Below are 13878 nucleotides of genomic sequence, written 5' to 3'. Positions count from 1 at the left end.
TATATTTCTATTTGCTTTATAATATAAATTCGCGGTAAGGCACATTCCAGACTACCTCATGCGCCAGACGATGTCCTTCATAGCCGTCTTCCCCATAAGCTGTACCATGATCGGAAAAAACCATGCAAAACGTCTTGCCCCGATTTCGTAAAGCATCAAACAAACGTCCAAGTTCACCATCCACATACCGCAAGGCTGCTCGTTGAGACTCCACTGAATCTTTAGCTGAGCCCTTCACAAAATAATGATTAGGCCCATGGATCGCTGATACATTCAGAAACAAAAACAAGCGCTGTGACGGGTCTGTATTCCCCAACAGTTTCAGAGCATGATTCACCTGATGCTCCGTCGAACGGGGGTTGGTAACGCCAAAGTTCATACGCCAGTAGCTTTCTTGGAAATACCCTGGCAGCACTTTGGCAAGCTTATTTTTCTTCGTGAAAAAAATAACGCCGCCGATACAGATGGTGCGATAACCTTCACCCTCTAGCCCGGACACAATATCCGGGGCATCGAACAGCCAGGTATGTGGATGCGTACGCAGTCCCGTATCCTTTGTGTGAAACAGACGGATATGTGAAGTCTTATCTGTATTCGCTGGAGTCGGCAAAAATCCGCCAAAAAAAGCATGATGTGCAGCATAGGTAAAGCTACCCGGTGTATGACGCTTTTCCCACGACCCGGAGCCGCACAAATTCGGACAGTTCTCTTCCTCCAGCTTTGCTACATCATAACGCAGAGTATCAAGCGTAATCATGACAATATCATGAGAGCCGACAATTTGGTTCATATCAATCATATCTGTCTTTCCTTTCCGTACCCACGCTCCTATTAGCGAGGTGCTGCATTTCCCATTCATACGGATTCCACCCCTGATGCTCAACCCGGTACAGCAAATCACCGAACGGATTAACATCCAATACATAGGGACGACCGCCATGAGCCGGAACCAGCACATCCAGTCCAGCAACCATGGAGGCTGGAAAAACACTCATAGCGGCTTTCGCCGTAAGCTGGATCGATTCCACCGTATTCTGTGGTAATCCGGCTTCCTTCAGCGAGAGCCGCTCATTACGCAAATGCAAATTCGTAATGGGGCTGTGGCTCAAACGTAAAACCGCATGGCAAGCTTCTGATCCGCACACGAGTTGGCGCACATCATAAACACGCCCGTTCAGGGTCGCTTTGGGAATCCAGCGCTCTACATGTACCCCTTCCAGGCATAGCCAGTTAAGGATAGCATGAATGTCCTGCTTGTCCGTATAACGACGCAATCGTCCGGCATTATAATACACGCGCTGTCCGCGTATGATTTCCGTTCCAATCGTGGTCACCGCCAGTTCCGCGTGTGTATGGGGATGTACCTGATAGGCCATGACACCAGAAGCACCAGACCCACAAAATATTTTCACAAATACGCGGTGAAACCCGCTCTCCTTTATTGCCGTGTGCAGATCGACAACATCATGAAATGCACCACCTGAAGATGCAAGCACTGGCGGGACTCTTATATCTGCCTTGCTTAAATCAGCGCTACAACGCCGTTTGTCGAACATCACGGCCACTTCCGCCGGATCGTTCATCCAGTATGACGAGGGCCAGAGCAGAGCCACTTCATCCCGCAGCCAGGCCAGCAGACGGCAATAGCCCCGGAACCATTGTGCCGGGTGCCAAATACGACCGTGCTGCTCCTGGAGACGTCGGGCTTCTGCCGCCGATATACTTGTGCCTTGTGTCCATTCGGGCCATGGCAACAGAGAATCGTCTCCCTCACCATCCGAGGCGCCCAGAGCAATCAACTCACGCTCTACCTCAAAGCTTTCGCCCGGTGCATCCAGACGAAGCATCGGACCACTGTTCATCTGCCCCGCCAGTAACTGATCAATGCTCTCTTGCACAAAGGAACTGCCATTCACGCTATCATGCGTAGCTCGCGCAGCTATTCGCGCCATCAGCTCGCTCAGACCTTGTTTCTGCCGAATAGCTTCCAGCACATTCTTATAGGAAACCTCCAGAGCGGGTAGAAGCATTAATCTGCTTCGCGCCTCCTGCAGCCCGGTAGTTCGACGATTCCCCGGATTACCGAACAAAATAAACGGCTCGCTGACATTACAGTCTGACATTCTAACCATAGAGCCGCCTCACTTTAGATCATATTAATTTTGAAAACAGTCCGTTTTAGAAATCCAGATGTACAAATTACTCAGTCAGTGATGGATAACGCCAATCATCTTCCTCATCCGCTTCTTGTTGATCTTCCACGTTCACAGATAGACCCGAGCTTTTCCAACGTTGCATCATTTCACTAGACATATAATGATAGCTCAAATCCAGATGCTTCAGCCCTTTTATACTTTCACTAGCCAGCAGCGCTTCTGCACCTTTATCAGACAATGTACCTTGTGAGAGATCCAGCACTTCCAGTTGTCCAATCACAAGGGCATTAGCTGCTGCAATTGCAATTTCATCCTGTATTTCACTATCTTTCAGTCCCAAGTATGTAAGTTTGGGGAAAGGATTGCTATTCAAAAACGGCAAAACATCTTTCAGGTTACCATCAAAACCATAGTTATCGACACCCAAATACAGTTCCAGCTTGCGCAGTTCAGGCAGTTCTGCATTGTGTATTTGCTGAAGAACGCTCACTGGCAGGCCGCCACAAATAATAACCAATTCCTGAAGGTTGTTATGACGAAGTGGTTCCAGACTCAGGTCCTGGCTTCCTTTGATATGAAAGGACTCCAACGCTGGAAACGCTTCTAATAACGGGGATAGATTCGTCTGGTTAATCCATGAAACCTCACACTCATCATATTCCATATCACCAATAAACAGCTTGCGTAACTTAGGGAAATGATCTTTAAGCTTCACTAACACTGGGATGAAATCATCTGGTGAGCTCTCATAGGCTCCACCCCAATCTCCAATGATCAGATCCGTAACTTCCGCGCTCTCCGGCTTGGCTGCCAGTTCCTCAAGCAATTTAGCCATCGTTTGGCCATTCTCATAAGCTTCAAAATCCACTACCAATTTTACTTCCATCTTACAATTCCTCCGATCATTTATCTGAGAATGTAATAAAGCTTGAAAACTATCTATTTCCAATTTAGTCTATCCTATTCTACCAATGTTCGTCAAAAATAGTCCTAAATCGACATCAGTCCTATGTAAAATGTGCTCAATGAAATCAAAACAAGACAGCCCACTAAGCAGGCTGTCTTGCGCATATGTCTATAATAAACTTCTACTATTATATAGTAGTAATTCTAGAACCAAATTATTGGCTAATTGTAATCGGTGAGTTATCGGACAGCAATGCCAGATTATTCACGATCACATTCTCCTCATTGCTCAAGCCACTGGTAACGAGTGTTTGTGAACCTGCCGTCTGAACAGTCTTCACTTCCTTACGTTTCGCATGGTCTCCGTTTACAACATATACATATTCTTTACCTTGATCCTTTTGAACTGCCGCAGTAGGAACCACAATGCCTTCTTGTGCATTGGCAGCGACAAAGCTGATATCAGCCAACATGCCGGATTTCAGTTTTGTGTCTGGATTCGCAACTGAGATTTTTACAGGATAGCCTTTTCCACTTGCATCCAACGGGCTTACATTTTTAACTGTACCTGTTGTTACAATGTTGGAAGCTGCAACACGAACCTGTACCTTGTCACCTACTTTTACATTGTTGATCTGTTCCGCTGGAACATAGATTAATGTATTGACCGTACTCAGATTCGCAATGACCAGCGCAGGAGATTGAGCGGATACCATTTCGCCCACTTCTGCATTTTTCGTACCCACAATACCATTAATCGGTGATGTAACAACGGTGTCATCCAATGCATCCTGAGCAATGTTTACATTCAGCTGAGCCTGCTTAAGAGATTGTTGGCTGGACTCGATGACCGCAGTATTTTGAGATACTTTGAGTTGGTTTTGTGCATTGCTGTATCCACTATTAGCATTACTGTAGCTATTTTTTGCTGAATCATAGCTGTTGCGAGCTGTAGTCAAGGCCTTCTGCGCAGCTACCAACTGATCTTGTGCATTAGCCTGCGCATTTTGTGCATTATTGTAAGCCGCTTCCGCATTCACAACTGCTGTTTTGGCTTGTTCTAATTGTGCTTGAGTGCTCGCACCTGCATCAAATAGACTTTGTGTACGTGTTACATTCTTCTGTGCATCTGCCAAAGCTTGCTGCGTTTGTTTCACCGTATTGGCTGCCGAGGAGACACCATGTGTTGCTTGTTCTACGGCTGTAGTAGCTTGATTAATAGCCCCCTGTGCCTGATTGATTGCACTTTGGGATTGAATCACGCCGCTCTTGGACTGCACTAAGCCCGAGTTTGCTTGAACCATCGTAGATTCGTGGGATGCTTGAGCGGTGCTTACTCCGGCTGCTGCCGCAGCTGCTGCGGCGCGAGCTTTCGCAACATTATTCCGCATGTCTTTATCATCAAGCTTGAACAGTACTTGACCCTTTTTAACCTCGGAGCCAATATCCACAGGCAGCTCAACCACTTTACCGCCCACTTTAGGCACAATGTTCACCGTCTCCGAAGGTGTTACCGTTCCTGTATAAATATTTCCCTGTCCGATGATGCCTTGCTGTGCTTGGCTGATTTTAACCGGAACGACCATGTCCTGAGCCGCCCCGCTATTACTGGAGCAGCCTGCCAGCACTGCGCCGCCGAGCACTAAAGCCGCTAATGTACTTTCTACTCTCAATATTTTCATGATAATTCCCTTTCTTTCTGTCCGTGGAAATAATGTAAGTCATCCAGTCGATATTTTGTACTTCTCTTATTAAGCTTCCGGCTGTGTCTTTGCTTTCTTCCTCTGAATAAACAAAAAGATGAGTGGAATTGTGCAAAACAGCGGTATGGATGAAATGAGGAACGTATCCCCAATTCCTCTTGATGTAGCATCCAGTGTGATTAAACTACTTATGGATGACATCCATGAGCTGCCCAATGTCGCTTGTAGCGTATGAGCCGAGTCTGGTGTAATGGACTCCGAAATTTGCTGGGCATGAGCAGCCGAACGGCTTTGCATAATGGCGGTTAGCACCGCAATCGCCATAGATGCAGCCACAGTACGTACCAGATTGGACGCTGTAGACGCATTGGCTACCTTGCTCGGATGAACGGCATTCATGCCGACCGTGGATAATGGCATCATGCAAATACCAATTCCCAGACCCCGTAATGCCATTACGGTTTCCAACCAGGCATGCGAAGTATCTGGCGTAAGCTGGTGAAGATGATAGGTCATAAAGCTGGTTAGCGTCAGGCCCACAAGTCCCAAAGGCACAATGCCGAACTTATCGAACAGCTTCCCGGCAATAGGCATCATAGCCGCCATGGCAATGGCCTGTGGAATGAGGATAATACCGGTATCAATCGGTGACACACGCTGGATATTTTGCAAAAACAACGGTGTTAGGAACGTTCCTCCGTACATCCCCATCATGACCAGACTAGAGGCAATTACACTAATCGTATACTTTGAATTCTTGAATAATGAGATTTCAATTACAGCATTATCCTTGCCGCTTTCTACATAGATCAGAAAAACAAGTGCCCAGAAAGCAATAAACAGCAGGGATACAATTCCAAAAGAAGTCCAGCCATCACGCTGGCCGTTTGTCAATGCGTACAAGAGTGTTCCGGCACAAGTTGCCGCCAGCAAAAAGCCCGGTAGATCAAACGGCTTCGGCTCTACTTTAGGCGGTTCTTTGATTAGAAGAATAACCATTAAAATTGCAAATAAAGCAACTGGCACACTGACAATAAACAAGAATCGCCAGTTAAACCACTCAATTAAATATCCGCTGAGCGTAGGCCCTACAGCCGGCGCTGCCATTGCGGCGATCCCCCATATACCAAGGGACATACCGATTTGTTCACGCGGCATAATTTTGTAAATAATCGTCATACTCAGCGGCATAATAACACCACCACCCAGACCAGCCAGCACCCGTGCTGCGATCAGGGAAGAATCACTCCATGCAAAAATACATATTCCCGTTCCCAGCGAAAATACGCTGAGCGCAAGAATCAAAAACTTTTTGTATCCGAGGCGCTGCTCCATATATCCGGTAATCGGTACGATTACACCAGATGCAAGCGTGTAACCTGTAATAACCCACTGAATACGTGTCGTCGTAGATCCTAAATCTGTCGTCAATCTAGGAATGGCGACATTGATCAGACTGTTGTTCAGAATGGCGACAAAGGCGCCTAAAACGATAGCGAAAAAGGCAAGCCAGCGTTCTTTGGAAGAATCTGTCGAAGGAGCAGCAGCAATATCATTGGCAGCCACATGGACCCCTCCTTTTTAAGGTGTATGAATTTTTACTTCCACGTTCGTTCCAGGAATAAGCTTCAGATCCTTCGGCTTGTTCACAGCAATCTCTACAGGCACACGCTGAGTCACCTTGTTAAAGTTACCACTTGTGTTCACTGCAGGAACGAGTGAGAACACGGCGTTGGAGGCTTCGCCCACTTTACGAACTTTACCCTGAATCACCTGGTCACCTGCTGCATCAAGCGTAATATCAACAAGCTGTCCTGGTTTAATACGGTTAATATCAGTTTCTTCAATATTCGTAGATACGTACAAGCTGTTCATATCCACCATAGTTGCAACAGCACTACCCGGCGATCCGATTTCATGCTCTTTCGAATAAATCTTAATGACGGTTCCGTTGATCGGCGCGCGCAGTACGGACTTGCTGATCATGCTCGCATCCAGCCCCGATACATCCTGCTCGGCAATCGGTTCATTACGCTGAACAACATCTCCTTCTTCCACATCAATGTGGCTAATTTCTCCAGAGATTTGCGGCATTACCTTATATTGATCAGCTTGAATGCGCGCATCGTCACTTTTAACAAAGTGTGTTGCTTGATACCAATAATAGTAGCCAATAGCTCCACCGCTCAGAATGAGCAGTACAATGAGGATTGGCAATACAGTTTTCTTACTCACTTCTTCCACCCCTGTTGTCCAAAAAATTTTTATTATTCAACGCTAATATTTTAAAATTGAAATATTAGGCCATTAAACCAAATAGAGAACGTAAATAAACACATGGCAACATTCCATGCAAAAGACAGGACTATCTTATGTACATAGGACAATCTGATCCATGGTCCACAAACCGCCTTTTATATTTAAATATTTTCATATAACTATTGTACATTGAAATATTATAGATATATTTATCTATTCAGGCAACATAAATTTTCAGTTTTTTCATAATTTTTTTTCATAAAAAAGAACCTTGTTTCCAAGGTTCTTTCACGAAAAGGGATAGTTTACAATTAAAGGGTTACACAGTAACGTTAAGAGAAAGGCGTAGGTACAGCTGACCGTTGTTTGCAGTTTTTCGCCTCCTGCCCTTCCTTCGTGTTCTTATTCATTCTGTTTCCCTGAGAAACTTGCTCCCCTATGCACCCCCCGCAACGGCAGCGTTCTGCCGTCCCATGTACATCCTCTTTGGAATCCCGTAATAGCCGTACGTAATCCAGAGATTGCTGTAAAGAAGCAGGTCCCGGAATGAAGCGAACCTTTTTGCCTTCCAGCAGACAGTATACCTCAATAAGCTGAGGAAGAGCTCCAAATGCATAATAACAAAATACATTTGTCATATGTTGGAATGTACTGACAACGTTAGGATTATAGTCAACGATGTACTTTTGAATGAGCAGGGAATCTGCTTCTGCTGATAGTTGCCAAGCAGCCTGAACAATAAGCGAAATATTGACCTCTAACTCAGGCACAGACGTACAAAATTGTTCATACAGCATCACAGGCACCATCAAGTCATTATTTAAGCCACAAATTTTTGACAACTCACCTGACACTTTATTTTTGACATCCCAATAATGGAACAAAGATTCAAAGTTGTCTGACTGCTTGGGCCACCATTTCTCCAGCACATACTGGACAGGGACTTCCCGCCGTACCTTTACTTCCATTCCAAAGTATTCGTTGAGCGCATGCCCTACTGCATATTGAACCCGTTGCCGCCAATTCCAGCCCTCACGCCCTCTTTTCCTCTGTGATTGACGGATTGGCTGTGGAGTTCTCCACATCTCCTCTAGCTGATAGTCGTGCAGAAGAGGAAAGCCGCTTAAGCTATCGCTATTGCGCATACCTATCCCTCACTCTCTTCTCAGGACACTTCAATACCAGCCTGTGCAAATTGTCTTCCGTAAGCTCGGCAATTCTCCTTGTCATCATCCAATGGATTGAATTCAATCTTCAGACTCTCTTGAATGACCGATGCGCCGCGTTCTTTGACTTTTTCCTCTACCAAGTCCACTGCGCCACAGAATTGCGTATAAGATGTATCTCCACTGCCAAATACTGCGGTCTTTTTACCAGACAAATCAAGTTCGTCTAGTTCCTCGTAAAAATCCAAAAATTCATCAGGAAGCTCACCATCTCCCCATGTATATACACCCAGTAGGAACCCGTCATATGCAAGCAGTTCTTGCGCGCTGCAATCATACGAAGCCTTCAACTCCGCCTCATGCCCTGCCTGACGAACACCCTCGGCGATCAATTCCGCAATTTCCTCTGTATTACCGGTCAAACTGGCATAAGCAATCATGATTTTACCCAAGTTCATCCCTCACCTTTATTTGAAATATGGGATGCTTTCACTCCCTGTTACTCAAATAATATTTGATAATGATTCTCATTGTCAAATATTAATTTCAAAAACTAGCTTTAATCTTGGGGAGATATACGCAAAACAGCCGCATTACATGCGACTGTTGGCTGATAAACTCTATGGATAAGCACATTAAATTAGAGCCTTGTTTAATTAAGGAGAATTTAAGCTGTGTTGATAAAAAATATTATGTACGTACAATTCAATCCATTTTTCATTATTATAATAAAAAAACGGATTGTTGTACGTACAAGTGGGATTGATTTCATTTTAATATGGAAGCGCTATAATTACAAGTACATCCGAGAAAAAATATTTTAGACCATTTGACTACTTACTTATTTATGTAATCATTCGATTGTTGCTGAGGTTTGTTGTACAATAGACTCCATATGGGGATTTCTGTGCAGCTTGCTGCCTGAATCCTGAATTGACTGCTGAAGGATGGATTGTACATGTATGTAGCACAAGAGTGGAAAGACTATGAAGTAATGGATACAGGCAGTGGTGAAAAACTGGAACGTTGGGGTGATATTGTCTTGCGTCGTCCCGATCCGCAAATCATATGGCCTTTGGCCCAGGAAACAGCCGAATGGCGTAATGTTCATGGGCATTATCACCGTAGTTCCTCCGGTGGCGGCAACTGGGATATGAAAAAACCTATCCCCGAGCGCTGGACAATTAGCTATGGACCGCTTAAATTCCACATTAAACCGACCAGCTTCAAGCATACCGGTCTTTTTCCGGAGCAAGCAGCGAACTGGAGCTGGATGATGGATAAAATCAAAGGCGCAGGCAGACCGATTTCCGTACTGAACCTGTTTGCATACACGGGAGGAGCCACTACTGCTGCTGCGTATGCTGGAGCCAGTGTAGTTCACGTGGATGCCGCCAAAGGCATGGTACAGTGGGCAAAGGAAAACGTTCAATTGTCTGGTCTGGCTGACCGTCCGGTACGCTTCATTACGGATGACGTATTCAAGTTCGTGCAACGGGAACAACGTCGGGGCAACCGTTATGATGCCATTATCATGGACCCCCCTTCTTACGGACGCGGACCGAACGGAGAAACTTGGAAGCTTGAAGAAAGCTTATACCCGTTTCTCGAATCCTGCATGAGCATCATTTCGGATCAACCGCTGTTCATGCTGATTAACTCCTATACTACAGGTATTTCGCCTACTGTATTGCGCAACATGCTGAGCATGACCATGCAACAAAAGTACGGCGGACAAATTAGCGCTGGTGAAATCGGATTGCCGATCACACGCTCGGGATTGAATTTGCCTTGTGGTATTCTCGGACGCTGGGAGGCTTAAATTCCTCTTATGACTCAAAATGAACTTACCCGGCATGAGCATGCACAGCCGAACATTCCTGTCCTATATGAGGACAATCATGTTTTGGCAGTTGTAAAGCCTGTCAATGTTCCAACACAAGAGGATGCCAGTGGTGATCCTGATCTGTTGTCTTTACTCAAGGAAGATCTAAAAATCAGACACAATAAGCCTGGTAACGTTTTTTTGGGCTTAGTTCACAGACTGGATCGGCCTGTAGGTGGGGCCATGATTTTTGCTAAGACGTCCAAAGCTGCTTCTCGCCTGTCAGAGTCGGTACGAAGTCGTCATTTTCACAAACTGTATACCGCAGTTCTGAATGGCGTTCCGACGGATCCACAGGGCCGTCTAACCCATTACTTGCTAAAGGATAGCCGAACCAACACGGTCCAAACGGTTCGGCCTGGCACAGCTGGTGCGAAAGAAGCCATTTTGGAATACTACGTGATCGGACAAGCAGATGGACTCAGTCTCGTACAGATTAAGTTGCACACCGGACGCTCACACCAAATTCGTGTGCAAATGCAGGCGATCGGCTGTCCCCTCTACGGTGACCAAAAATATGGCGGTCATCTGAGCCGACCCGGTCAACAGCTGGCGCTCTGGTCCTTACTCGCTGGAGCACCGCATCCGGTTAGCAAGGACGATATGATATTTCACTCGTTACCTCCTGTCCAATTTCCATGGAATGAATGGCCAAGGTCGCTTTATGAGAATATGATTACGTCTGAAATTTGAATCGGAAAGCCCTGCTCTATCTGAATATCGATCTTCGACCCCATTTGCACAAAGAACCTGCAACGCATGTGAACAAACATGCATTCCAGGTTCTTTTTTTGCAGAAAATTAAATTAATGCGTCATCTCATCCTTTTATGATGAGGAAGCCACGGACTGCCCTTTCTTGCTGTTTACCAGTTGTTGACGGGGTTGGGCGTTTTGTGCATTCGTATTTTTGATGAAAAATGCTAAAATCAGAGCGGCCACACTCAACGCTGTTGCAATAATAAAAGCCGAATTAATCCCATAAATCGTGGCTTGATTACCTGCAGCCAGCATCCCCGCTTTATCCGTCACGCTTAGTCCCTCAGACGTAACAATCGATGTCAAGCGGTTGCTGCTTTGTGTGGACATCACTGTCACCAGAATTGCTGTCCCAATCGAGCCGGAAATCATACGCAGCGTGTTACTCATTGCCGTACCATGTGCATTCAATCGTTGCGGAAGCTGATTCAACCCGGCCGTTTGGATCGGCATCATCAGCAACGACATCCCGAACATCCGCACCGTATAATTAATTAACAGTGTCATATAGGTGGTTGTTTCGGTCAACCTTGTAAATTCCCAAGTCGTTATAGCCATGATCAGCAAGCCAATTACAGACAACCAGCGAGCTCCGATTCGGTCAAAAATAGCTCCCGTTACAGGAGACATGAGCCCCATCAGAATCGCTCCCGGTAACATCAGCATACCGGACTGGAGCGGTGTAAAACCCCGAATATTTTGCAAATAAATCGGAAGTAATATCATACCGGCGTACAAAGCCATCGTCACAATCACATTAATGATTGTCGTCAAGCTGTACACATCGTATTTAAAGATACGGAACTCCAGCATAGGCTCATCTGCCTTCAGTTGGCGAACAATAAACAAAATAAGCGCAATTGTCCCAACGATAAGCGTAGACAGGACTGGAATACTTCCCCAACCTGATGTTCCTGCATCACTAAAGCCGTATAACAGTCCACCGAAACCGAGCGTAGACAAAATGATGCCGGGAATGTCCAGCTTTGGCTTGGACTGCTCCGTTACATTTTTCAGAAAAATAAATCCGATCACAATTGAAATTACTGATATCGGCAGGATGATCCAGAACAATACCCGCCAGTCATAATGCTGTACTATATAACCGGATAAGGTTGGCCCAATGGCTGGAGCAAAACCCATTGCAATCCCCAGGGTCCCCATCGCCCGGCCACGACGCTCTATTGGGTAGATGTTCAAGATAACGACCATCATTAAGGGCATCATGATACCTGCCCCCGCGGCCTGAATAAGCCGACCGATCAGCAATATGCTGAAGCTTGGCGCTATAGCACATAACAGCGTCCCGATTGAAAAAATAGTCATCGCGCTAATAAACAATTTACGAGTGGAGAAACGAGCAATCAAGAACGCGGTCACCGGGATCAATACCCCATTCACGAGCATAAAGCCCGTGCTGAGCCACTGAGCTATATTGGCATCTATATTCAGATCACTCATCATTTTCGGTAAAGCCACACTGATCAACGTCTGATTTAATATCGCTACAATCGCGCCAATCAACAGAGCGGCCACAATGGGTGCTCTGCGTACATTACCTGGTAGTGTCATTTGAGGACTGCTCAAGTTGATTCATTCCCTTCGGTGTTAATTTCATGATCATTTGTTTATGGATATCCAGGACCATCTCTAGCTGCTCCTTCGGGATGTCCAGAATGGGCAAGACGCGCTCCATCCACATGGTGTCTACTTTTTGCATGATATCTTTTCCTTCCGGCGTAAGCGTCAACACTAAGGATCTACGGTCATGCTCATGCCGTCCGCGAGCAATATATCCCGCCTTGGTCAAGCGGTCAACCACCCCACTCATAGAGCTGCTTCCCACATGCGCTATGTCTGCCAACTCGGATAACCCGATGTTGGGGCGTTTATTCAGAATTGCCAAAGCCATATGCTGAATGGCCGTCAGATCCAAATGCTGCTCCTCATTCCAGAAGGCATAAAATATCGTTTTGTTAACCTCCCTTACCGATTGAATAATCCGGTACACCTCAAGTCTGTCTTCCTCTCTGTCACTCACTGAAACCATCCTTCTTTCTAATACCCAATTCACAATCCATATACATAAACAAGCAACTATTTGTATACGAATTGTTATTTATTTATAACTATTATTTTATCATCTCTTATGTAAATGTCAACATTCACCCAAATATCACCTATACTTCAACACAAAAAAGCGCGGTATGAATACCACGATAGGTATTTACATCCGCGCACTCCTATTTGCCTTAAATTGATAATCTGCTGCGTACAGCTACTTTTCATGTAGCCACCATTCTAGTTATTCTGCTCGCTCTATTGGTTCCTTTACTCCCTCAGTCTCACTTGCCGATACTGAAGTCTTCGCCTTCGTTGTAATTTTCCCCAACAAATAAACCAGCAAATTTTGATTGTGCTGAGAAATTCGGTTTAGTGCAGAACCCAGAAAATCATCCCGTATTCGTAATCCACGCTCTACTTCTTCTCTCCCTTGATCCGAAATGACAATCCATACAATTCTACGGTCTTTTACGTCTCTGAAACGGGTGACCAATCGATTCCGTTCCATCCGATCCAGCAGCATCGTAACCGCGGCTGGTGTGGTGGCGAGATATGGGATTAGTTGAGACGGTTTCATACGGCCGTATTCGTTCAAAACCTCCAGCACCGTAAGTTGAGCTTCGGTTAGTGATGGAGCCAGTTGCTGCTCCATATGAACCTTATAATCCTTAGCCATTCTGGACCAGATTTTCGCAAATTCGGTCGTTTGCATTTTGCCTCACTCCTTTAGATAACAGGGTCAGTAAAAGCATCAAAGTTACCGTATGGGCCACCGTCCGGATTGTATTTCATCACATTAAATTTTCGCCATTCAGCCCCGGTTTCCTGCCGTTTTTGGAGCATCAAATGAAAAGGGGAAGGAAGTCTCACCTCGGTTTTGAAGGCTGGTCAGGGTTCGACAGCATGACGGCAAAAAGGTCCTCATTCGTGCCGGAATGGCACGAGAGGACCTCTCTTTTTCGAGCTAATAAGCGCTTGACT

General features: G+C 45.7%; 13 protein-coding genes. 2 read left to right on the top strand and 11 right to left on the bottom strand.

The genetic code is table 11. The annotated features are described in order from the left end of the window. Positions 1-16: 16 nt before the first annotated feature. The 8 genes from ACUYLD_RS07970 to ACUYLD_RS07935 all read right to left on the bottom strand — a co-directional run bounded on the left by ACUYLD_RS07970 (position 17) and on the right by ACUYLD_RS07935 (position 8648). A complete protein-coding gene (locus tag ACUYLD_RS07970) occupies positions 17-799 on the bottom strand; it encodes an STM4013/SEN3800 family hydrolase (protein WP_061831587.1) in 783 nt (260 codons plus the stop codon). Continuing rightward, positions 792-2132 (bottom strand): STM4014 family protein, encoded by a 1341-nt coding sequence (locus ACUYLD_RS07965; protein ID WP_446674735.1) that lies wholly within the window; start codon positions 2130-2132, stop codon positions 792-794. Before ACUYLD_RS07965 ends, ACUYLD_RS07970 begins: the two co-directional genes overlap by 8 nt. Before the next feature lie 67 nt (positions 2133-2199). After that, positions 2200-3042: an STM4015 family protein gene (locus tag ACUYLD_RS07960; protein ID WP_250261162.1), complete on the bottom strand. Its 843-nt coding sequence runs from the start codon at positions 3040-3042 to the stop codon at positions 2200-2202. A gap of 235 nt (positions 3043-3277) precedes the next feature. Continuing rightward, positions 3278-4744, bottom strand: coding sequence for an efflux RND transporter periplasmic adaptor subunit (locus tag ACUYLD_RS07955; protein ID WP_069289769.1), 1467 nt, complete (start codon positions 4742-4744; stop codon positions 3278-3280). Positions 4745-4813: 69 nt separating this feature from the next. Then, a complete protein-coding gene (locus tag ACUYLD_RS07950) occupies positions 4814-6331 on the bottom strand; it encodes a DHA2 family efflux MFS transporter permease subunit (protein ID WP_061831583.1) in 1518 nt (505 codons plus the stop codon). Between the two features lie 15 nt (positions 6332-6346). Beyond that, entirely contained in the window at positions 6347-7000 is a 654-nt protein-coding gene (locus ACUYLD_RS07945) for an HlyD family secretion protein (RefSeq protein ID WP_061831582.1), read from the bottom strand. A gap of 356 nt (positions 7001-7356) precedes the next feature. Continuing rightward, the gene (locus ACUYLD_RS07940) at positions 7357-8169 is read right to left on the bottom strand and encodes a hypothetical protein (protein ID WP_446674734.1); all 813 of its coding nucleotides are present in this window, start codon (positions 8167-8169) and stop codon (positions 7357-7359) included. Positions 8170-8189: 20 nt separating this feature from the next. Then, a complete protein-coding gene (locus ACUYLD_RS07935; protein ID WP_069289771.1) occupies positions 8190-8648 on the bottom strand; it encodes a flavodoxin in 459 nt (152 codons plus the stop codon). 500 nt (positions 8649-9148) lie between these two features. Between ACUYLD_RS07935 and ACUYLD_RS07930 the strand changes: the two genes are divergently transcribed. Next, positions 9149-10012: a class I SAM-dependent methyltransferase gene (locus ACUYLD_RS07930; protein WP_446674733.1), complete on the top strand. Its 864-nt coding sequence runs from the start codon at positions 9149-9151 to the stop codon at positions 10010-10012. A gap of 9 nt (positions 10013-10021) precedes the next feature. Beyond that, on the top strand, positions 10022-10768 hold the full coding sequence (locus tag ACUYLD_RS07925) for an RluA family pseudouridine synthase (protein WP_446674732.1): 747 nt from the start codon (positions 10022-10024) through the stop codon (positions 10766-10768). A 134-nt stretch (positions 10769-10902) separates the two neighbouring features. Here ACUYLD_RS07925 and ACUYLD_RS07920 read toward each other — a convergent pair whose 3' ends face one another. The 3 genes from ACUYLD_RS07920 to ACUYLD_RS07910 all read right to left on the bottom strand — a co-directional run bounded on the left by ACUYLD_RS07920 (position 10903) and on the right by ACUYLD_RS07910 (position 13609). After that, the gene (locus ACUYLD_RS07920; RefSeq protein WP_322171557.1) at positions 10903-12405 is read right to left on the bottom strand and encodes a DHA2 family efflux MFS transporter permease subunit; all 1503 of its coding nucleotides are present in this window, start codon (positions 12403-12405) and stop codon (positions 10903-10905) included. Beyond that, a complete protein-coding gene (locus tag ACUYLD_RS07915; RefSeq protein ID WP_061831577.1) occupies positions 12389-12874 on the bottom strand; it encodes a MarR family winged helix-turn-helix transcriptional regulator in 486 nt (161 codons plus the stop codon). Before ACUYLD_RS07915 ends, ACUYLD_RS07920 begins: the two co-directional genes overlap by 17 nt. Before the next feature lie 264 nt (positions 12875-13138). Then, entirely contained in the window at positions 13139-13609 is a 471-nt protein-coding gene (locus ACUYLD_RS07910; RefSeq protein WP_061831576.1) for a MarR family winged helix-turn-helix transcriptional regulator, read from the bottom strand. Between the last annotated feature and the right edge of the window lie 269 nt (positions 13610-13878).

The sequence above is a fragment of the Paenibacillus sp. SER-28 genome, assembly GCF_052906305.1.
Note: the sequence above shows the minus strand (reverse complement) of the source record. Positions and strands in the feature narration are given on the sequence as shown.

What these genes read in the sequence shown, in the direction of transcription:
- ACUYLD_RS07970 (WP_061831587.1), bottom strand. Translation starts at nt 799, where the DNA reads ATGATTGATATGAACCAAATTGTCGGCTCTCATGATATTGTCATGATT.
- ACUYLD_RS07965 (WP_446674735.1), bottom strand. Translation starts at nt 2,132, where the DNA reads ATGGTTAGAATGTCAGACTGTAATGTCAGCGAGCCGTTTATTTTGTTC.
- ACUYLD_RS07960 (WP_250261162.1), bottom strand. Translation starts at nt 3,042, where the DNA reads ATGGAAGTAAAATTGGTAGTGGATTTTGAAGCTTATGAGAATGGCCAA.
- ACUYLD_RS07955 (WP_069289769.1), bottom strand. Translation starts at nt 4,744, where the DNA reads ATGAAAATATTGAGAGTAGAAAGTACATTAGCGGCTTTAGTGCTCGGC.
- ACUYLD_RS07940 (WP_446674734.1), bottom strand. Translation starts at nt 8,169, where the DNA reads ATGCGCAATAGCGATAGCTTAAGCGGCTTTCCTCTTCTGCACGACTAT.
- ACUYLD_RS07935 (WP_069289771.1), bottom strand. Translation starts at nt 8,648, where the DNA reads ATGAACTTGGGTAAAATCATGATTGCTTATGCCAGTTTGACCGGTAAT.
- ACUYLD_RS07930 (WP_446674733.1), top strand. Translation starts at nt 9,149, where the DNA reads ATGTATGTAGCACAAGAGTGGAAAGACTATGAAGTAATGGATACAGGC.
- ACUYLD_RS07925 (WP_446674732.1), top strand. Translation starts at nt 10,022, where the DNA reads ATGACTCAAAATGAACTTACCCGGCATGAGCATGCACAGCCGAACATT.
- ACUYLD_RS07920 (WP_322171557.1), bottom strand. Translation starts at nt 12,405, where the DNA reads ATGACACTACCAGGTAATGTACGCAGAGCACCCATTGTGGCCGCTCTG.
- ACUYLD_RS07910 (WP_061831576.1), bottom strand. Translation starts at nt 13,609, where the DNA reads ATGCAAACGACCGAATTTGCGAAAATCTGGTCCAGAATGGCTAAGGAT.